This window comes from Streptomyces sp. NPDC057486 (assembly GCF_042802415.1).
Taxonomy (GTDB): domain Bacteria; phylum Actinomycetota; class Actinomycetes; order Streptomycetales; family Streptomycetaceae; genus Streptomyces; species Streptomyces yanii.
Genome location: NZ_JBHVEE010000174.1, coordinates 1 through 18894 on the forward strand (window position 1 = coordinate 1; position 18894 = coordinate 18894).

The 18894-nt window shown below is 70.2% G+C and carries 18 protein-coding genes and 7 tRNA genes; 15 read left to right on the plus strand and 10 right to left on the minus strand.

Translation table 11 applies throughout. The features are described 5' to 3' along the window. Positions 1-459: 459 nt before the first annotated feature. The 5 genes from ACFU6I_RS43085 to ACFU6I_RS43105 form a co-directional block, all read right to left on the minus strand. Positions 460-534, minus strand: a tRNA-Val gene (locus ACFU6I_RS43085). A 23-nt stretch (positions 535-557) separates the two neighbouring features. Further along, a tRNA-Val gene (locus tag ACFU6I_RS43090) sits at positions 558-629 on the minus strand. 21 nt (positions 630-650) lie between these two features. Next, positions 651-722, minus strand: a tRNA-Val gene (locus ACFU6I_RS43095). Position 723: 1 nt separating this feature from the next. Next, positions 724-797 (minus strand) — tRNA-Cys (locus tag ACFU6I_RS43100). A gap of 37 nt (positions 798-834) precedes the next feature. Continuing rightward, positions 835-907 (minus strand) — tRNA-Gly (locus ACFU6I_RS43105). A 163-nt stretch (positions 908-1070) separates the two neighbouring features. Here ACFU6I_RS43105 and ACFU6I_RS43110 point away from each other — a divergent pair. The 3 genes from ACFU6I_RS43110 (at position 1071) to ACFU6I_RS43120 (ending at position 3880) form a co-directional block, all read left to right on the plus strand. Further along, the gene (locus tag ACFU6I_RS43110; protein ID WP_384378402.1) at positions 1071-2105 is read left to right on the plus strand and encodes a chorismate-binding protein; all 1035 of its coding nucleotides are present in this window, start codon (positions 1071-1073) and stop codon (positions 2103-2105) included. Beyond that, entirely contained in the window at positions 2105-2926 is an 822-nt protein-coding gene (locus tag ACFU6I_RS43115; RefSeq protein ID WP_384378405.1) for an aminotransferase class IV, read from the plus strand. Before ACFU6I_RS43110 ends, ACFU6I_RS43115 begins: the two co-directional genes overlap by 1 nt. Before the next feature lie 114 nt (positions 2927-3040). Next, the gene (locus tag ACFU6I_RS43120) at positions 3041-3880 is read left to right on the plus strand and encodes a GNAT family N-acetyltransferase (RefSeq protein ID WP_384378359.1); all 840 of its coding nucleotides are present in this window, start codon (positions 3041-3043) and stop codon (positions 3878-3880) included. 28 nt (positions 3881-3908) lie between these two features. Here ACFU6I_RS43120 and ACFU6I_RS43125 read toward each other — a convergent pair whose 3' ends face one another. Beyond that, positions 3909-4424: a DsbA family protein gene (locus ACFU6I_RS43125; protein ID WP_384378362.1), complete on the minus strand. Its 516-nt coding sequence runs from the start codon at positions 4422-4424 to the stop codon at positions 3909-3911. 213 nt (positions 4425-4637) lie between these two features. On the opposite strand from ACFU6I_RS43125, the gene ACFU6I_RS43130 reads away from it, so the two are divergent. The 4 genes from ACFU6I_RS43130 to ACFU6I_RS43145 all read left to right on the plus strand — a co-directional run bounded on the left by ACFU6I_RS43130 (position 4638) and on the right by ACFU6I_RS43145 (position 7735). Beyond that, positions 4638-5093 (plus strand): hypothetical protein, encoded by a 456-nt coding sequence (locus tag ACFU6I_RS43130; RefSeq protein WP_384378365.1) that lies wholly within the window; start codon positions 4638-4640, stop codon positions 5091-5093. A gap of 256 nt (positions 5094-5349) precedes the next feature. After that, positions 5350-6369, plus strand: coding sequence for a LacI family DNA-binding transcriptional regulator (locus ACFU6I_RS43135; RefSeq protein WP_384378368.1), 1020 nt, complete (start codon positions 5350-5352; stop codon positions 6367-6369). 71 nt (positions 6370-6440) lie between these two features. Then, on the plus strand, positions 6441-7412 hold the full coding sequence (locus ACFU6I_RS43140) for an acetylxylan esterase (protein WP_384378371.1): 972 nt from the start codon (positions 6441-6443) through the stop codon (positions 7410-7412). 167 nt (positions 7413-7579) lie between these two features. Beyond that, positions 7580-7735 (plus strand): hypothetical protein, encoded by a 156-nt coding sequence (locus ACFU6I_RS43145; RefSeq protein ID WP_266987865.1) that lies wholly within the window; start codon positions 7580-7582, stop codon positions 7733-7735. A gap of 27 nt (positions 7736-7762) precedes the next feature. Here the strand turns inward: ACFU6I_RS43145 and ACFU6I_RS43150 are convergent, their stop codons facing one another. Next, on the minus strand, positions 7763-8335 hold the full coding sequence (locus ACFU6I_RS43150; protein ID WP_384378374.1) for a CGNR zinc finger domain-containing protein: 573 nt from the start codon (positions 8333-8335) through the stop codon (positions 7763-7765). Positions 8336-8683: 348 nt separating this feature from the next. Continuing rightward, positions 8684-9097 (minus strand): SsgA family sporulation/cell division regulator, encoded by a 414-nt coding sequence (locus ACFU6I_RS43155; protein WP_003959770.1) that lies wholly within the window; start codon positions 9095-9097, stop codon positions 8684-8686. A 189-nt stretch (positions 9098-9286) separates the two neighbouring features. On the opposite strand from ACFU6I_RS43155, the gene ACFU6I_RS43160 reads away from it, so the two are divergent. The 3 genes from ACFU6I_RS43160 (at position 9287) to ACFU6I_RS43170 (ending at position 10500) form a co-directional block, all read left to right on the plus strand. Continuing rightward, on the plus strand, positions 9287-9778 hold the full coding sequence (locus ACFU6I_RS43160; protein WP_384378377.1) for a TIGR02611 family protein: 492 nt from the start codon (positions 9287-9289) through the stop codon (positions 9776-9778). A 54-nt stretch (positions 9779-9832) separates the two neighbouring features. Next, a tRNA-Val gene (locus ACFU6I_RS43165) sits at positions 9833-9904 on the plus strand. Between the two features lie 356 nt (positions 9905-10260). Continuing rightward, positions 10261-10500, plus strand: coding sequence for a hypothetical protein (locus ACFU6I_RS43170; protein WP_384378380.1), 240 nt, complete (start codon positions 10261-10263; stop codon positions 10498-10500). A gap of 262 nt (positions 10501-10762) precedes the next feature. On the opposite strand, the gene ACFU6I_RS43175 is transcribed toward ACFU6I_RS43170, so the two are convergent. Then, positions 10763-13258 carry an SCO7613 C-terminal domain-containing membrane protein gene (locus ACFU6I_RS43175; protein WP_384378383.1) on the minus strand — a complete coding sequence of 832 codons (2496 nt, stop codon included), beginning with the start codon at positions 13256-13258 and terminating at the stop codon, positions 10763-10765. An 84-nt stretch (positions 13259-13342) separates the two neighbouring features. On the opposite strand from ACFU6I_RS43175, the gene ACFU6I_RS43180 reads away from it, so the two are divergent. Both ACFU6I_RS43180 and ACFU6I_RS43185 read left to right on the plus strand, forming a co-directional pair. After that, a complete protein-coding gene (locus ACFU6I_RS43180; RefSeq protein WP_384378386.1) occupies positions 13343-13789 on the plus strand; it encodes an SRPBCC family protein in 447 nt (148 codons plus the stop codon). Between the two features lie 39 nt (positions 13790-13828). Further along, a tRNA-Val gene (locus tag ACFU6I_RS43185) sits at positions 13829-13900 on the plus strand. 78 nt (positions 13901-13978) lie between these two features. Here the strand turns inward: ACFU6I_RS43185 and ACFU6I_RS43190 are convergent. After that, on the minus strand, positions 13979-14704 hold the full coding sequence (locus ACFU6I_RS43190) for a 3'-5' exonuclease (protein WP_384378389.1): 726 nt from the start codon (positions 14702-14704) through the stop codon (positions 13979-13981). A gap of 193 nt (positions 14705-14897) precedes the next feature. On the opposite strand from ACFU6I_RS43190, the gene ACFU6I_RS43195 reads away from it, so the two are divergent. From ACFU6I_RS43195 to thrS, 3 genes are all read left to right on the plus strand, one after another. After that, positions 14898-15464 (plus strand): DUF4365 domain-containing protein, encoded by a 567-nt coding sequence (locus tag ACFU6I_RS43195; RefSeq protein WP_384378392.1) that lies wholly within the window; start codon positions 14898-14900, stop codon positions 15462-15464. Then, positions 15464-16753: a hypothetical protein gene (locus ACFU6I_RS43200; RefSeq protein ID WP_384378395.1), complete on the plus strand. Its 1290-nt coding sequence runs from the start codon at positions 15464-15466 to the stop codon at positions 16751-16753. Before ACFU6I_RS43195 ends, ACFU6I_RS43200 begins: the two co-directional genes overlap by 1 nt. A 129-nt stretch (positions 16754-16882) precedes the next feature. After that, positions 16883-18859 (plus strand): threonine--tRNA ligase, encoded by a 1977-nt coding sequence (thrS, locus tag ACFU6I_RS43205; RefSeq protein WP_384378398.1) that lies wholly within the window; start codon positions 16883-16885, stop codon positions 18857-18859. Positions 18860-18894 lie beyond the last annotated feature (35 nt).

Consider the following 18894-nt stretch of genomic DNA (forward strand, 5'->3'; position numbering starts at 1 on the left):
ATATCTACCCTAATTCCTCCGCCGCCCGCGACTGATGTTTATACGCGACTGGGGCCTGCCCCCCGCCGTGGGCCCGGACGCACTGCGTCCGGGCCCACGGAGCGTCCGATGCGCGCACCGTGCACGGTCCGGGGCCGCACGATGTACGCATCCCGCAGCATGCATACCGTCGACAACTTCCGTCGGACATCCAGGCGGCGGCATGGTTGATCCTTAAAGTTCCGGCCGGTGACCTTCCTCGAAACGTCCCGGACCGTCGCTCCACCCGGCCGGAGCCGCCGGCTGGTCCCACCCGCCGCGCTGGGTGGCGGACGCGGGGGAGCGGGCGGGCCACGGCGGGTCCGGGCCCTGCACGACGTCGCTGACGATCATGATCGGGCTGCTGATCATCGGCTGACCCGGACGGACTCGACCCGCAACCACGACAAAGCCCCGGTCGTCGAGACGACCGGGGCTTGCTGGTGCGCGATACTGGGATTGAACCAGTGACCTCTTCCGTGTCAGGGAAGCGCTCTCCCGCTGAGCTAATCGCGCAGGGTGAACCTGCGTGTACTGCGTGCGCGATACTGGGATTGAACCAGTGACCTCTTCCGTGTCAGGGAAGCGCTCTCCCGCTGAGCTAATCGCGCGGGGGGATCCTTGCGGATCAGTGGACGATACTGGGATTGAACCAGTGACCTCTTCCGTGTCAGGGAAGCGCTCTCCCGCTGAGCTAATCGTCCTTGGAGGTGGAGACGGGATTTGAACCCGTGTAGACGGCTTTGCAGGCCGTTGCCTCGCCTCTCGGCCACTCCACCAGGAGTGCAGGGGTTCGGGAAAAGATCCCCCACTTCGAGCGGACGACGAGATTCGAACTCGCGACCCTCACCTTGGCAAGGTGATGCTCTACCAACTGAGCCACGTCCGCTTGTCGTTTCCGTTTCACTTGCGTGTCCCGGCGACGTGTTGAACTCTAGCGGATTCCTGGGCCAGTACAAAAACGCGTTTGTGCAGCGTGCTGAGGTGCACTCGCCCCGGCGCAGGTCACCGTGCACCGTCCTAGACTCACTCACGTGCACGACCTTGCTCCAATGGCCCGCTTCGGCGGCCTCGTCGCGTCCGAACTGCAGGACGTGACCAGTGATCCCTCAGCCCTCGACTCGTCCGGCTTCTGGGCGGTATGCGCCGATTTCGAGGGCCGCCTCGCCTGCGCCCGTTTCGGGACCGTACGGACCGAACCGGTGCCCGCACCCGTCCCCGGAGCCTGGCGCGGGCCCGGAGCCGGCGACTGGGTCTCGTCCCTGGACCGTGCCGCGTACACCGCGGGCGTACGCCGGATCCGCGAGCACATCGCGGCGGGCGAGGTCTACCAGGCCAACCTCTGCCGGGTGATGTCCGCGAAGCTGCCGGACCCGGCCGCCTCCGACGTCGACGCCCTCACCGCGCTGCTCGCACGCGGCAACCCCGCCCCGTACGCAGGAACGATCCGCCTGCCCGCGCACGGCGTGGAGATCGCCACCGCGTCCCCCGAACTCTTCCTGAGCCGGGACGGACGGACCGTCGAGTCCGGACCGATCAAGGGCACCGGTCGCACCGAGGCGGATCTGCTGGAGAAGGACCACGCCGAGAACGTGATGATCGTCGACCTGGTCCGCAACGACCTGGGCCGGGTCTGTGCCACCGGATCGGTCACCGTCCCCGACCTCTGCGTGGTGGAGAAGCACCCCGGGCTCGTCCACCTCGTCTCCGCCGTGCGTGGCCGCCTCGCCGACGGCGCCGGCTGGCCCGAACTGCTCGCCGCCGCATTCCCGCCCGGCTCCGTCACCGGTGCACCCAAATCCAGCGCGCTCCGCATCATCGAGTCCCTGGAGACCGCACCCCGGGGTCCGTACTGCGGCGGCATCGGCTGGGTCGACGCCGACCGGGCCACCGCCGGTCTCGCCGTCGGCATACGAACCTTCTGGATCGACCGGACCGCAGAAGCCCCGGTCCTCAGGTTCGGCACCGGCGCCGGGATCACCTGGGGCTCCGATCCGGAGCGCGAATGGGACGAGACCGAGCTCAAGGCCGCCCGGCTGCTCGCTGTAGCGTCGGGCGCCCACCAGGAAACAGGAAGGACCGCATGATGTGGATGTGGGTCAACGGCGAACTGCGTGACGCCGCCGACGCCCGGGTGTCCGTGCTCGACCACGGACTGACCGTGGGGGACGGGATCTTCGAGACCGTCAGGACCACCGGGGGCCGCCCCTTCGCCCTCACCCGGCACCTCGACCGGCTGACCCGCTCGGCCCGCGGTCTCGGGCTGCCCGACCCGGACCTCGACGAGGTGCGCAGGGCCTGCGCCGCCGTCATCGAGGCCAACCCGATGGAACTCGGCCGGCTCCGCATCACGTACACCGGCGGCCTCTCGCCGCTCGGCTCCGACCGTGGCGACGACGGACCGAGCCTGGTCGTCGCACTCGGGGAGGCCACGCGCCGCCCCGACACCACCGCCGTGATCACGGTCCCGTGGACCCGCAACGAACGCGGCGCCCTGGCCGGGCTCAAGACCACCTCGTACGCGGAGAACGTCGTCGCCCTCGCCCGCGCCCATGCGCAGGGCGCATCCGAGGCGCTGTTCGCCAACACCGTCGGACAGCTCTGCGAAGGCACCGGGTCGAATGTCTTCGTCGTCCTCGACGGGCAGCTCCACACCCCGCCGGTCGCCTCCGGCTGCCTCGCCGGGATCACCCGCGCACTGGCCGTCGAATGGTCCGGGGCACTGGAGACCGAGCTTCACATGGACGTCCTGGAGCACGCCGAGGAGATCTTCCTGACCTCCACCCTCCGGGACGTCCAGGCCGTCCACCGGGTCGACGGCCGCGAGCTGCCCGGCGGACCCGGGCCGGTGACGGCCAAGGCCATGCGGGTCTTCGAGGAGCGCGCCGGGAACGACCTCGACCCGTGACCCGGTCCGATCCGCACCATGGTCCCGAGCCGCGGACACCGTTGCGGGCCTTACAACGGAAGCGGTCCGCAAAACCGGGTGACGGGCCGCGGTGCAGCGGATAGAACACCGGTGATGACCACGACCCTCCGGCCGACCGGGCCGATTCAGCAAGGCGCCGACGGCGCGAGGAAGCGCACGTACGACGTGTGCGACAACGGGCGACCCGTCGGAGCCGTCGAGATCGGCACCGAACCCGGGTCGGGTGGGACGACAGGCACCATCCGCGGCCTGCGGATCGACGAAGCGAACCGCAGGCGCGGCCGCGGCACCATCGCCGGGCTCGCCGTCGAGGAAGTGCTGCGCGGCTGGGGCTGCTCCCGGCTGACCGTGGAGGTCGAGCCGGAGAACACGGCCGGACTGCGGCTGGCTGCTGCGCTCGGCTATACCGAGCGCAGCAGGAACATGGTCAAGGACCTGCCGCGGACCCCGCCCGTTCTGCCGGACGGCGTCACCGGACGTCCGATGACCGAGGACGAGTTCGCACAGTGGGAGAGCACCGCTGTCACCGGCTACGCGGAAACCTTTGTCGCGCGCGGCGTCCCGGCGGACGAGGCCCGGCGCAGAGCCGAGACCTCCCACCGGACACATCTTCCGCACGGTCTCGCCACGGAGGGCACGTACATTCACGTCCTCGTCGATGGCGGCGGCCGGACCGTGGGGCACGTCTGGGTGGCGCGGTTCGAAATGCACCCGGGGACGGTGGTCGGGTACGTCTTCGACGTCGAGGTGTCCGAAGAGTTCCGCGGCCGGGGGTACGGTCGCGCGCTGATGCTGGAGGCCGAACGCATCGCCCTGGCCGCCGGCGACGAACGGATGGGGCTGCACGTCCTCTCGGACAACACCCCGGCGGTCCGGCTGTACGAGTCGCTCGGCTACGAAACGACTCGTCACAACCTCGTCAAGCCGTTGTGACGGGCGGAGGGGCGGGCCGACGTCGCTGTCAGCCCTGCTCGGCGAGGAGCCGGTCGGCAATCTCCTCGATCCGCTCGCGGAGCCCGTCCTGACTGCTGCCGCCGTCCAGCCGCTCGCCGCCGATCACATAGGTGGGGGTGCCGGTCACACCGATGGCCTTCCCCTCCGCCTGGTCGGCGTCGACGATCAGCATGTGCCGGCCGTCGATCAGAGCGGTGTCGAACTCCTCGGCGTCCAGACCGAGTTCACGCGCCACCTCGATCAGCAGCGGCTCACCGGTGCGGCCGAGCTCGGCGGTCCTGGCGAGCACGGCTTCGATGTAGGGCCAGTCCTTGCCCTGCTCCGCAGCCTCCTCGGCGGCCTGGGCCGCGGCGTACGCGTGCTTGTGCTTCTCCAGCGGGAAATGCCGCAGGCGCACGTCGAGCCGGTCGCCGTAACGGGCCCGCAGGGCGTGCACATCGGCGAGGGCCCGGTGGCAGTCGGGGCACTGGAGCTCGCACCAGACGTCGAGGACGACCGGGGCTGCAGGGGTGGATTCGTTCATGGAACCAGTCTCCCAGGGCCCACCCGCGCATCCCAACCGGCATCGGCGGGGACCCGCTCACCGCGGGCCCTTTCGGGTCGGCATCACGCGAATCGGCACCTGGGGAGGATCCCGGCCCTGAAATGTCCCTGATGTGGTCCGGGATCATGGCCGCCGCCCCGGTGGGCGGTGCAGGATGGAAGGGACGTTTCCCCGTTGCGCCTGGAGGCCCCGATGCTTGCCGAGACCATTTGCTCAGCGGTGTCCGCGGCGGGCTTGGGCATTGCCGCCGTGACCGCGTACCGGAAGCGTTTCCTCACCGCGACCCGGATCGCCGCCTACTCGCTGGTCCCCATCGGGCTGGTGCTGACCGGTGTCGTCGAGTGGGTCTCCAATATCGCCTTCAAACCGAGCGTCTGGCTCGGCTTCGGGGTGCTCGGGGTGGCCTGGCTGCTCTTCATGATCACGCGCGGGGTCGAACGCCGTGGCGTCGGCACCCGCAAGGAACGCAGGGCTGCCGCGCGGGCGGCGCAGTCCGGTGCCGTCGCGCCGGCGGCGTCGGCACCCTCTCTGGGGGCCGGCGCACCGGCGGTTCAGTCACGGGCGAAGGCGAAGCCCAAGCAGCAGACCGCTGCCCCGGGCGAGGACTTCAGTGACATCGAAGCCATCCTGAAGAAGCACGGAATCTGAAACCGGGCCGCAGGCGAGCATTGGTGGTGAATCGATTCATTCCTGATTCTTGACGCTGCGCCGGGATGGCGGTTAGCGTCGGATCGGACTGAAACAATTCAGTCCACGGTGGGTGATCCGTGGCGGGCCACCCGCGCCGCGGCCCGGCGCACGAGGCTGTCCGGGTCGGGACCGCGGAGTGCCTCGCAACGCCGTCCGTACGATGGGGCGACAGCCGCGGATCAGTGCGGCCGAGGGCGCCAGTGGGGCAGACCAAGTGGCACGTGTGGCAGGGATCAAGGATGTGGCCCGGCAGGCCGGAGTCTCCGTGGGCACCGTGTCCAATGTGATCAACCGGCCCGAAGCGGTGCTGCCGGAGACCCGTGCCCGGGTCCAGGCCGCCATCGAGGAGCTCGGTTACGTACGAAGCGAGTCCGCGCGCCAGCTCAGGGCGGGGCGCAGCCGGATCATGGCGCTGCTGGTCCTCGACATGGGCAACCCCTTTTTCGTCGACGTGGCCCGTGGTGCCGAGCGTGCCGCCCGTGAGGCGGGCCTCGGGGTGATGGTCTGCAACAGCGGTCAGAGCCCGGCGGAGGAGGCCGAATATCTGGGGCTCTTCGCCGAACAGCGGGTGTGCGGCGTACTGGTCACCCCGGCCGACGCGACCGGCCGAAACCTGGAGGCGTTCAGCCGCCACCGCATCCCCTTCGTGCTGGTGGACCGGGTGGCGTCCTCGCCCGGGTACTGCGCGGTCTCCGTCGACGACGTCCGCGGTGGCTCCCTTGCCGTCGGTCACCTCCTGACGGCCGGGCACCGCTCGGTCGCGTACGTGAGCGGCACCGGCGACCTCCACCAGATCAGGGACCGCCGTGAGGGCGCCCTGTCGGCACTCGACCGGGCCGGACTGGGACCCGAGGCGCTCGTCGAGATCCCTTCCGACCGGCTGGACGTGGCCGCGGGCCGCGACGCCGGGGCCCGGCTGCTCGGACTCGTGCCGCGGCCGACCGCCGTGTTCTGCGCCAACGATCTGCTTGCCCTCGGCGTGCTGCAGTCGCTGTACGCGGCGGGAGTCCGGGTGCCACAGGACATCGCCATCGTCGGTTACGACGACATCGAATTCGCCGCCGCCGCTGCCGTACCGCTCACCTCGGTCCGCCAGCCGGCCGCCGTGATGGGCCGGATGGCCGCGGAACTCCTGCTGCAGGAGGCGGACGACGAGGACGGCACGCACGAGCACCGCAGTGTGGTGCTTCAGCCGGAGCTCGTCGTGCGCGCCTCCAGTACGACGCCGCACTGAGCCGACCGGCGCTGCTCGATCACTCTTTTCCTTCCGCCCCCTTCCTGCCGCATGTCCGAAACGGAGACACCGTGACCCTGTTCGATCTGCCGCTGCACCAACTTCGCGACTACCGCCCGGAGTCCGGTGAACCCGACGACTTCGACGCCTTCTGGAAGCGCACCCTGGACGAGTCGGCCGCATACCCGCTCGACCCCGAATTCCAGTCGTACGACGCCGCGTTGAGCGCCGTCGAGGTACATGACGTGACCTTCTCCGGCTGGGGCGGACACCGTATACGCGCCTGGCTGAACGTTCCTTCGGGTGCCGAGGGGCCCCTTCCGTGCGTCGTCCATTACCTCGGTTACGGCGGCGGCCGAGGGCTGCCGCACGACCATCTCGTCTGGCCCGCGGCCGGCTGGGCCACCCTGCTCGTCGACACCCGCGGTCAGGGCGCCGTCAACAGCCACTCGGCGGGTTCCACCCCCGACCCCCACGGTGGCGCCAACCCGCAGTCGCCCGGCTTCATGACCCGCGGCATCCTCGACCCCGACGAGTACTACTACCGCCGGGTCTTCACCGACGCGGTCCGCGCCGTCGATGTGGCCCGCGCCCACCCGTCCGTCGACCCCGACCGGATCGTCGTGCACGGCGGCAGCCAGGGTGGCGGCATCGCCCAGGCCGTGGCGGGGCTCAGTCCGTATGTGAAGGCGGCGCTGATCGACGTGCCGTTCCTGACCCACTTCCGGCGGGCCGTCGAGATCACCGACAAGGACCCCTACCAGGAGATCGTCCGCTTCCTCTCCACCCAACACGGCGTCGCCGACCGGGTGTTCCGTACGCTCTCGTACTTCGACGGGATCAGCTTCGCCGCCCGGGCCACCGTCCCGGCGCTCTACTCGGTGGCGCTGATGGACCTGGTCTGCCCGCCGTCCACGGTCTTCGCCGCGTACAACCACTGGGCGGGACCGAAGGAGATCGAGGTCTACCCCTGGAACGGTCACGAGGGCGGCTCTTCGGTCCACCGAGCCGCCCAGCTGCGGATGTTGCGCGATCTCGGCTGATCCGGCCGGGGTGCGGGAGGCGCGGGAGAACCGGCCACGAGCCCGAATACGTGACAGCGGACCGGACGCCGGAGCGAATCCTTTCGGCCCCGACGAGGGTGAACTCCCGTCACAAAGAGGCGTGTTGATCGCCAACGGGGTCCGGTCTGCGTCATGATCGTCCCGAGATGGTGGACACCTCCCCGGGCGATGCCCCCGCACCCCCTGCCGAAGAGCCGCGTGGCTGCCTCTTCGCGCTGTCCCAGCCCCCTTTGATGATCTTCCTCACGGTGGTCGGCGGCCTGCTGCTGATGGCCGCGTTGCACGATCTCTTCCTGCTGTGAGCGGGCGATGAAACGGGCGGCGAGCGGTCAGTCGGCCGCTTCTCTGCGGCGCGCCCGGTACGCGGCGACATGCAGCCGATTACCGCAGGTGCGGCTGGAGCAGTACCTGCGGGAGCGGTTGCGGGACAGGTCCACGAACGCGTCCCGGCAGTCCGGCGCCTCGCAGTGCCGCAGTCGCTCCTGTTCGCCCGCCACCACGATGAAGGCGAGCGCCATGCCGCAGTCGGCCGCGAGGTGATCGGCGATCGATGCGTCCGGCGCGAAGTAGTGCACATGCCACTCGTAGCCGTCGTGGTTGCTCAGCTGTGGCGTGGTGCCCGCCGAGGCCACGAGGCTGTTGACGAGACCGGCGGCCGTCTCGGCGTCCGGCGCCGCGAAGATCTCGGCGAACCGCCTTCGTACGTCGTGTACGGCCCGAAGATCCTTCTCGCCGAGTTCGGCCACACCGCTGATGCGGTGGTGCCGGGCGAATCGGTAAAGCGCTTCGATGCCGGCGAGACCGTCGCTCGGTCCGCCCTCCGGCTGATCGGTCTCCGGTGCGGTGTTCACCAGCTCGACCACGATGTCGAGCGCGATCCGGGTGTCGTGGGGGATCAGCACGCTTTCGCTCCCTGGCCTCCGGCGGGCGGGCGCCCGCCGATGCCGGCTGACTCTACTGGCTCGGCGAGGACGCGCAGCGGCCCGAGAGGGGCCCTGGGGCCGGACAGGAGCACTTATCGGCCGACCAGGGGGCCAGCGGGGGCGCTCGGGGGTGCTGAGGGCGCACAGGGCCCGCCCGGCGCGTATGGGAGGGCCGGGGCGCGCACCCGTCACACCCCCGGTCGAACGCGCGCCGACGCCGTCACCACAGTGGATTCCGTGATGACGGCGCTGGTGTCTGCCCTATGAGGTTGTCTGCGCGGCACCGTCGCCCCGAGTCGGACGGTGCCGTGCAGCTCTCGACCTGGCTCAGCTCTCGGCCAGGATGTGTGAGAGCTCCGTATCGAGGTCGAAGTGACGATGCTCGGTGCCGGGTGGAACCGCGGCGTCGGTCCTTTTCAGGAACGACTCCAGGGCCCTGGCCGGGGCCTCGAGCAGGGCTTCGCCCTCTGGGGAGCTCAATGCGATGCAGACGACGCCCTGGCCGTGACTACGGGATGGCCAGACGCGAACGTCTCCGGTGCCGGTGGGCCTGTGCAGCCCCTCGGCGAGGAGGTCGCGGGCGAATACCCATTCGACCGTTTCCTCCGCTCCGGTGTGGAAGGTGGCGTGCACGGCATACGGATCGGCCGTGTCATACCGCAGGCCCGCGGGTACAGGCAGTGAGGACTCGCTCGACACAACGAGGCGCAGGTGCAGCTCGCAGCTGACCGTGGTGTTCATAAGCGCCAGGGCCTTTCGCTCAGTGTGCGCTCGGGGATTCGCACGTCGGCGAAATCGACATGCCACCTACGGTGGCGTTGTAAACCCCTCTGACCCTTTTGTGGTTGTTCAGGTCGCTCGTGCGGCGGTGTGTAACTTTGGGTTATGCGGCCATTCCGGTGACAAAGGCCGTTCCGGTAGGTTGGGGCCATGAATGCGGAGAGTGACGCGCGGGACGGGGTCGCCGGAGCGGCGGCCCCGTCGCCTGCCGCGGGGGAAGTGACGGGGGACGGGTCGCCGGACGTCATCGAGGACGTGGTCAAGGAGGAGCGGGCGCTCGGCTCCCGGGCGCCGGGGTTCGTCAAGGCGTCCAGGACCCTGCATCTGAGCTGGCAGGTCGGCGTCTTCGTGGTCGGCCTCGCCGTGGTCGTGACGGGCATCATCATGCTGCCGCTGCCCGGGCCCGGCTGGCTGGTGATCTTCGGTGGCATGGCGATCTGGGCGACCGAGTTCGTCTGGGCGCAGCTGGTGCTCCGCTGGACGCGCCGAAAGGTGACCGAGGCCGCCCAGAAGGCGCTCGACCCGAAGGTCCGGCGGCGGAACATCATCCTCACCGTGATCGGCCTCGTGATCGTCGTCGTGCTGGTCGGGATCTATGTCTGGAAGTTCGGAATCGTGATGCCGTGGAAGATCCACGAGTGACCCGGGGGTGGTCGGAGAGCGCCGCTGACATGGGGTAATGTTTGCAGTGCGCCCGGGCGATTAGCTCAGTGGGAGAGCGCTTCGTTCACACCGAAGAGGTCACTGGTTCGAAACCAGTATCGCCCACCCGGACAGAGGGTCCGTGAGACTGCAGAGTCTCACGGACCCTCTGCGTTTCCCGCGTCGATCGGGGTGCCCTCCCGACTGTTTCCGCGGCGGTACGAGCCCCGTCGGAACGCCCCGCGGACCCCGCGCCGCGGGGTGTGGTTGAAGCGCTTCGACCGATACCTTTCCAGTCGTTGACGGTGACCCCTCCGACTCCCGGCCTGCCCCGGCAAGCGCTTTCTCAAGCGATTCAATCGAACGTGGCGGCGGGTGCTGTCTGTCCGGGAGGGGTGTGTCACCGCGCTGTTCGAGAAGAGGCGTCCGAACATCAAGGCCAAGACGGACTTTCAGGACCACGGGAATTTCTGGAAGTTTCAATGCCCGGGGCCTCCGCGGGCAATGCGCCCGATGTCGTCCAGAACTCCCTCGCATTCCTGCGCACGTACGACGGCAAGCGGGTTCTGCTCGATCTCGATTCCCGGGTGAAAGCCGGAAATCTCAGCATGGAGAACTTCCGGGCCGGACCGGAGAAGGCGGGCGACGTCAACGGGAAGCTGCCCGGTTTCCCGGTCGGCGACAACACCTTCGCCCATGTCCACAACCCGCCGAGTACGTGAAGGTCGGAGTCACGCCCGAGGAGGGCCGGGCCTGGAAGCAGTACGACGAGTCCACCAAGAAGATCAGCGAACGCGGCAAGCCGGCCGATGGCAGTGGCCCCGGCGGCATCATGTACCCCTACGACCTGGTGCTGCGTCAGCAGGGCAGGGGGTTCCTCACCGAGGGTGGACTCGCCGCCATCGAGAATCTCGCACGCGTCGGCGACCGGGTGCCGGCCCGAGGCGGTGAAGCAACGGGCCGGCCCACCGGTCATGTGTTCCCTCAGCGCATCCGGCCCAGGGCGTCCTTCAGTCGCCGCGCATCCCGCAGCCGCTGCTCGTACGTCGCCCCGACGACCAGCAGCAGCACACCCGCGAGCGCAGGCGGCAGCCAGCGCGGCAGGGCACCGACCACCTGAACCACATAGGGCGCCAGTTCGTGCAGGGCGTCCAACGCCAGCACCGCGCCGCCGAGCAGCAGCAGCGCCTGCAGTCGCAACCGTGCCCCGGCGAGCGTGAGCACCAGCGCCACCACGCCGAGCAGCAGCGGCCGCACCCACGACGGGTCGGTCCAGGCCGCGACGAGACTCGGCACCAGCGTCGCCGCAAGACCCGCCCCGTACGCCGTCCACGAGGACGCCGCCGGATCACGGCGCCGCCGCACCACACCGACCACCAACGCGGGCACCGTCACCGGCAGCGTGTACGCCTCCGGAGTCGACACCCCGGAAGCCGACAACCGCACCCACGTCGCCAGGACGAAGAGGGCCACCGCCACATACCCGGCCGCCGGCCGCCGTTCCGCACGCACCGCGGTACCCGCCGCCAGCACCCCGCACAGCGCGAGCACCAGTGCCAGGTACGGCCCGTCCGGCACGGCCATCCCGACCGCCACCGCACCCGCCACGGCGCCGGTCAGCTCGACCGGCAGCGCCGACGGACCGCCCCGCAGCCGCGCCCCGACCAGCACCGTCAGCGCGGGGACGACCAACATGACCGGTGCGGCCCGGTACGTCTCGAGCTCCAGCGACACCCCGGCGGCCCCGGCGAGCACCATCCCGCACACCACCGCCGCACACGCCAGAGCACCCTGCATCACCCGGGCCGTCGGTGACCCCTCGGCACGCGTCTTCGCCGCGGTCGCAGCGAACAGCACCAGCAGGATCCCGAACACCGCATAGGTGGCGGCCTCCGCAGCCAGTGACAGCGCCCCCACGCTCACCGCCCCCACCGCACCGCACACCAGCGCCGCCGGCGCCACCGGGCCCGCCCCACGACGCAACACCCGTACCGCCCCGGCGAGAAGCGCCGCGATCAGCAGCAACTGCACCACCACCGCGGCCGCGTACGGGGCGTCCAGCGCAACCGGCACCACCAGCAGCCCCGCCCACCCGATCACCAGCGCACCGGCCCCCGCCGCACCCCGCCACGACTCGCCCGGGGAGATCACCGCACCGGCGACCCGCACCCACTGGGGCCACCAGTGGTGTGCCGCCCCCAGCAGACCGGCCACCACCAGCAGAATCACCGGCGCCGTGTACAGCTGCGACCACTGTGCACCCTCCAGCCCCAGCGCACCGCGCGCACTGCCGTCCGGGGCACCCGACCACACCCGGGCCCACCGCGACACCGGACCCACCAGCGTCATGGCGACCGCCGGCGCAGCCGTCAGCACCGCGCCCGAGACCACCGCAGCCGACGCCCACAGGACGCCCCGTCCGGCCGGACGCGGCAGCGGAGCCCGTACCGCCGCACACAGCATCAGACCGCACAGCAGATACACCGGAACCGACCAGTCCTCGGCGACCCCCGCGCGCAGCACACCGCCCACAGCCGCGACCATCGCCAGCCCGGCCACCACCCCGCCGGCCACCGCGATCTCCTTCGGCGCCCGCCACACGGCGAACAGCGCGACCGCCGCTCCCACCAGCAACAGTGCCCCCGGGGAAGCGGCGGAGAGGGGCGAACCAGCCGTCACCGACTGGACCAGCGCCACCAGCGCCCCGGAGAGCCCGGTCACGCATCCGCAGACGGACGCGGTCACCCGGACCCCAACACCCTTGCCCCACCGGGCGATCGCAGAGTCCAGCATCGCCGTCAGCACCAGCGCCCAACCGAGGACCGAGGCCGGCGCACTCGCCGACCACGCCCACAGCACCAACGTGAACTGCACACTCACCACGGCCACCGGCAGCGGCAGACGAAGCCTGCCGAGTGCCAGGCCGTACGCCGTCCACAGCACGGCGAGCACCGCCGACGCGACCGCGGTGAACCCGAGACCGTCCGTGTCCGGCGCCGCCACCGCGTGCAGCGCGTACGCGTCCAGCACCGTCAGCACCAGAGCCAGCGCACCGAGCGACTCGGCCGTCGACGACAGACCGCGGCGCAGCAGCAGCGCGGGTGCGGCCGACGCCGCGACCGTCACCAGGGCGAGCACTGCCGAGCGGCCGCCTATCCCCAGATGACCCCAGCTGACCAGGGTGAACGCGATCGCCGCGATCGTCAGCAGCAGTCCGCCGAGACTCAGCAGCACATTCTGGGCACTGGGCGGCGGGACCGGCGCACCGGGAGCGCCGAAGGGGGCCGCGGGCCACTGCGGATACGGCTGCGCCGGTCCGGAAGGTGCGGCGGACGTCGGTCCCGCGGACGTGGCCGGCTGCTGCAGCACACTCACCAGCCAGGCACGACGGGTCAGCAGCTGCATCCGGCGGGCGTCCAGCCGGACCAGTTCGCGGTCGAGGAGCGCCAATTCCTCGGCGGGCGGCGGCACATGTTCCATATCCGGGAGTGTGGCGCGGCCCACAGATGCGGACATGCGCTCGGATACTCAGGTACGGGGCTGAGTACGCGCAGACTGGGACCCATGGGCTGGAGCCACTACCGCTTTGTGAGCATCTGGGACGTGACCGCCCCGCCCGATGCCGTGTACGGAATCCTGGAGCGCGCCGAGGAGTACCCGCAGTGGTGGCCGCAGGTTCGCGAGGTCACCTCGGTCGACGACACCACAGGAACCGTGCGCATCCGCTCCGCTCTCCCGTACGACCTGGTCGTGACCGTTCGCGCGAGCCGCCACGACCCGGCTGCCGGGATCCTCGAAGTGACCCTCGACGGCGACCTCGACGGCTGGGCCCGCTGGACCGTCACCGCGCACGGCACCGGCAGCCGTGCCACGTACGAGCAGGAGGTCGAGGTGCGGCGGCGGATCATGCGGCTGCTCGCCGTGCCCGGACGTGCGGTGTTCCGGGTGAACCACGCGCTCATGATGCGGGCGGGACGCCGCGGACTGGCAGCCCGGCTCGAAGGAGTTTGAACCACACCCACCGGGACCTGTATGGTTCAGTCCGTTCCCGGGCGATTAGCTCAGTGGGAGAGCGCTTCGTTCACACCGAAGAGGTCACTGGTTCGAAACCAGTATCGCCCACCCCGGGAGAGGCCGGTCCGTCAGCAACACCGACGGACCGGCCTCTGCATGTCCGGAGCCGGCCCCGGGCGTCCGGGATCACGCAGCGGCGGGCAGTTCAGGACGCAGCGGCCAGGCCGGATCCACCGTCTCCGGCGTCCCGCTCTTCGCGAACCACGCCTGCAGACCGCGCGCCTGCGCCGCATGCCACACCGCCTGCAGCGCGTGCAGCTCCGCCGGAGACAGTCGCTCCAGCCGCGACGAGAAGCGCCGCCCCACCGCCCGTACCAGTTCCAGCGACGCCGCCGCGTCGGCCGCCGCGTCATGAGCGCCGTCCAGCACCACCTCGTACAGCGCACAGAGATCGGTGAGCGTGCGCCGCCCCTTGCGGTAGCGGTCCAGGTGCTTGTCCAGAACCCGGGGATCCAGCACGCACAGCGGCGTCTTCCCCAGGTAGCCGGCCAGTGACGACGCCCGGTGCCGCTTCAGCTCCCTATCGAGCAGCGTCAGATCGAACGGCGCGTTCATCACGACGAGCGGGCGTCCCGCCGCGCACTGTTCGGCCAGCGCCCGGGCTATCTCCTCCACCACGGGCGCAGGCCACCTGCCGTTGCGCTGCAGATGGTCATCGGTCAGACCGTGGATCTCGGTGGCCCCCACGGGCACCGGAACCCCCGGATTCACCAGCCAGCGGGTGACGCGCATGCGCCCGCCCGCCGCGTCCTGGACGACCAGGGCGGCCGAAACGATCCGGTCCTCCTCGACGTCCACTCCCGTTGTCTCGGTGTCAAAAGCGGCCAGCGGCCCGTCGTACCAGTGACTCATCCCCGAACTCCTCGTGCCTGACCGGCAGATGGCGTGATCCCCCTGCCCGATTCGGTGATACCCGCGCCCTTTGCCTGATACGCCGTTTGCGGACCGCTCGCTGCGGTGACAACACAGATGACAGGCACGGAAGTTGCCTGAGGACGCACCGACCGACCAACCGATCGGCACAGCCCGGAAGGCATACGGAGCCATGGCGCTCGCGCAGCCCGACCCGAGCGGGCTGTTGCCCCAGCGGATCGCTCCGCTGCGCGGCACACTCGCCACCACCGCCTGCATGGAGACCCTTCAGGTGGGCTACCTGCACGCGGTCGCGGCCGCGGCGGGATGCTCCCTGTCGCAGCCTTTTCCCGACAACGGCATCGACTGGCACGTCAGCCACGGCGCCCCCGGCCACACCGTCGACGACGAGGTGACCATCAAGGTGCAGCTCAAATGCACCTACCAGATACCGCCGCACCCACCCGGACCGTCGTTCGCCTTCACGCTGGACAACGCCCACCTCGTGAAGCTCGCCCGGACGCCTGTGTCGGTGCACAAGATCCTGGTCGTGATGCTCGTACCGCGCAGCCAGGACGACTGGCTGCGCGCCGGGCACGAACGGCTCGACCTGCGGCACTGCTGCTACTGGACCAACCTGGCCGGCCACGCGGTGACAGGCCGGCACAGGACCACTGTGCGGATCCCGACCACGCGCATATTCGACGACCGCGCGCTCTGCGAGATCATGACGCGGGTCGGGGCGGGAGGGAGACCCTGATGCACCGGCCGATGGACGAGCCCGCCGACAGCACGATTCCGTCGGGCACGCGACCCCACCCCAGCGAGACCATGACCCACTGGCCCACCGCCCTGCCACCCCTCGGGGACATCCCGGACCCCGCCCGCGTCGACCCCGCGGTCCTCGGCGCCCTGCTCGACCGGCACGGCTGGCACCGCCGCGGCGGTGCGGCCGGACGCTACAGCCGATGGACCCCACCGGGGGCCGCGGCACCCTCCGGCGGCACGAGCCTCCTCGTACCCGACACCACCGCCTTCCCCGACAGCGAGGACCTGCTCGGCGAAGCGCTCACGGCGCTCGCCCGCAGTGCTGCCCCCTCCGCCCGCGAGGTGCTGGTCTCCCTCGCCGTGCCCAGCGACGAGATCCGCTGGTGGCGCGATGTCCCCGACGGCGCCGCCGGTCCCGCGGGCGCCGCCGGAGCGGCCGGCTGGACCGCCGCGGAGCAGTTGCGCGCCGCGGCCCGGCAGATCCTGCTCGCCGGAGCGCTCGCCGTGCGGGCCCGTACCGGGTTCCACGGCGCGCGCCACCGCCGAAGGGCCCTCGCCACGCTCGAAGGCGTCCTCGTCGGCCCCGCACCGGGCGGCCGCGACCTCACTGCATGTCTCCCCGTCGAAACCGGCCGGGCCGTCGCCGTACGGCTCTGCCACGCCCTGCACGCCACCCGCGAGGCCATCGACTTCCAGCGCGCCACCGGAGGCATGGAAGCCTTCGACAGCGCCGTCGAGGCAGGCGTCAGCCGTGAGCTGACCGAGGCCGTCATCGCGCTGGTCCGCGGCTCGGAGGGAACCAGGATCTCTCTCGCCTGGGCACCAGCCGCAGGAACCCCCGAAGGCTGTCCCGCCCGTCCCGAACCGGTGGAGTTCTCGCCGGGCGACCTGCCCGCCCTGCGCCGGGCGGGAGCCCGCTACCGGCGGGACGAACCCGCCGTCGCGGTCCGGATCACCGGTGCGGTCGTCCGGCTGCGCCGCTCGGGACCGCGCGGCGCGGGAACGGTGCGGCTGAGGGTGCTGGCGGGGGCCGAGGTGCCACACGTACGGCTGGAGCTCGACGAGGAGGCGTACCGGATCGCGGGCCACGCGCACCTCGTCGGACTGCCGATCCGGGTGGAGGGGCGACTGGAGAGCCGGGGCGGCTTCCGGCGGCTGACCCGGGCCTCGCAGGTGGTGCCCGTACAGGTCGACGAGGCGGAACGGGACCGGCTGATGAAATCGCTCCAGGAGAACGTCGACTACTTCGAGGAGGCCTGCACGGGCGAAGAGCCGGAATGAGGGGCCCGGCACGGTGTCGGCCCACTGCCGGAACGAACCCTTTCGCGAAGGGGGCCGTCGGCTCGGTACGATTCCTCTTGCGTGCGCAGTGGAATACGGCGCGCACCCCCCTTCAGTCAGGAGAGACCGGTGTCAGACGTCCGTATGATCATCCAACGCGATTCCGAGCGGGAAGAGCGCGTGGTGACGACGGGCACTACGGCTGCCGAGCTCTTCCCCGGCGAGCGCACCGTCGTCGCCGCCCGGGTCGCCGGTGAGCTGAAGGACCTCGCATACGTCGTCGCCGACGGCGAGGTCGTCGAGCCCGTCGAGATCTCCTCCGAGGACGGCCTGAACATCCTCCGGCACTCCACCGCGCACGTCATGGCGCAGGCAGTGCAGGAGCTCTTCCCCGAGGCCAAGCTCGGCATCGGTCCGCCGGTCAAGGACGGCTTCTACTACGACTTCGACGTCGAGAAGCCGTTCACGCCCGAGGACCTCAAGGCCATCGAGAAGAAGATGCAGGAGATCCAGAAGCGGGGACAGCGGTTCTCCCGCCGGGTCGTCACCGACGAGGCCGCCCGTGAGGAGCTGGCCGACGAGCCGTACAAGCTGGAGCTCATCGGCATCAAGGGTGCCGCCTCCACCGACGACGGCGCGGATGTCGAGGTGGGTGGCGGCGAGCTGACCATCTACGACAACCTGGACGCCAAGACCGGTGACCTGTGCTGGAAGGACCTCTGCCGTGGTCCGCACCTGCCGACCACCCGGAACATCCCGGCGTTCAAGCTGATGCGGAACGCCGCGGCGTACTGGCGGGGCAGCGAGAAGAACCCGATGCTCCAGCGCATCTACGGCACTGCCTGGCCCACCAAGGACGAGCTCAAGGCACACCTGGAGTTCCTGGAGGAGGCCGCCAAGCGCGACCACCGCAAGCTCGGCAACGAGCTGGACCTCTTCTCCTTCCCCGACGAGATCGGCCCCGGCCTCGCCGTCTTCCACCCCAAGGGCGGCATCATCCGCCGGGCCATGGAGGACTACTCGCGCAAGCGGCACGAGGAGGAGGGCTACGAGTTCGTCTACTCGCCGCACGCCACCAAGGGCAAGCTCTTCGAGAAGTCCGGCCACCTGGACTGGTACGCCGAAGGCATGTACCCGCCCATGCAGCTCGACGACGGGGTGGACTACTACCTCAAGCCGATGAACTGCCCCATGCACAACCTGATCTTCGACGCGCGCGGCCGTTCCTACCGTGAACTGCCGCTGCGTCTCTTCGAGTTCGGCACGGTGTACCGCTACGAGAAGTCGGGCGTGGTGCACGGCCTGACCCGTTCGCGCGGCTTCACGCAGGACGACGCGCACATCTACTGCACCAAGGAGCAGATGGCGGAGGAGCTCGACAAGACGCTCACCTTCGTCCTGAACCTGCTGCGCGACTACGGTCTGACCGACTTCTACCTGGAGCTCTCCACCAAGGACCCGGAGAAGTTCGTCGGCTCGGACGAGATCTGGGAAGAGGCCACCGAGACGCTGCGCCAGGTTGCCGAGAAGCAGGGTCTGCCCCTGGTTCCGGACCCGGGCGGCGCCGCGTTCTACGGCCCGAAGATCTCGGTCCAGTGCAAGGACGCCATCGGCCGCACCTGGCAGATGTCGACCGTGCAGCTCGACTTCAACCTGCCGGAGCGCTTCGACCTGGAGTACACCGGTCCGGACGGGACCAAGCAGCGCCCGGTCATGATCCACCGCGCCCTGTTCGGCTCCATCGAGCGGTTCTTCGCCGTGCTGCTGGAGCACTACGCGGGTGCGTTCCCGGTCTGGCTGGCCCCGGTCCAGGCGGTCGGCATCCCGATCGGCGACGCGCACATCCCGTACCTCCAGGAGTTCGCTGCGCAGGCCAGGAAGAAGGGCCTGCGGGTCGAGGTGGACGCCTCCTCGGACCGGATGCAGAAGAAGATCCGCAACCAGCAGAAGGCCAAGGTGCCCTTCATGATCATCGCGGGTGATGAGGACATGGCCAACGGCGCCGTCTCCTTCCGTTACCGCGACGGATCGCAGGAGAACGGCATCCCGGTCGAGGATGCCATCGCCAAGATCCAGAAGGCCGTCGAGGACCGCGTCCAGGTCTGACCCGACCGACAGGGAGGCCCCCGGAGCGCTAACCG